Origin of the sequence: Aquitalea sp. FJL05 (genome assembly GCF_003852595.1) — a bacterium.
Taxonomy (GTDB): domain Bacteria; phylum Pseudomonadota; class Gammaproteobacteria; order Burkholderiales; family Chromobacteriaceae; genus Aquitalea; species Aquitalea aquatilis.
Genome location: NZ_QAJS01000028.1, coordinates 1 through 315, shown reverse-complemented (window position 1 = coordinate 315; position 315 = coordinate 1). Strand labels below are relative to the sequence as shown.

The 315-nt window shown below is 64.4% G+C and carries 1 protein-coding gene; it reads left to right on the top strand.

Annotated elements, in window-relative coordinates; genetic code table 11:
* Positions 1-315 (top strand): Ig-like domain-containing protein (locus tag DBR44_RS19565; protein WP_158613682.1); only part of this gene is annotated, 315 nt, incomplete at both ends.

Below are 315 nucleotides of genomic sequence, written 5' to 3'. Positions count from 1 at the left end.
ACAAGGCCGAGCAAGGCAGCGCCAGCACCGATACGGTGAACATCGGCCTGCCGGCAGATGCCAAGGCTGGCGACACACTGAACGTCACCATCAACGGTACGGCTCAGCCGGGTCATGTGCTGACCGCCGCTGAAATCAGTGCCGGTCAGGTAGTCATCACCCCGACGGCCCCGGCAGAAGGTGGCACGCTAAACGTAGCGGCCACCATCACTGACGTGGCGGGTAATACTTCGGCGCAAGGCAGCGACAGCGCGGTTCGCGACACCATCGCGCCGTCCGCGCCGACCGTCGTGATTGCCACCGATGCCAACAACG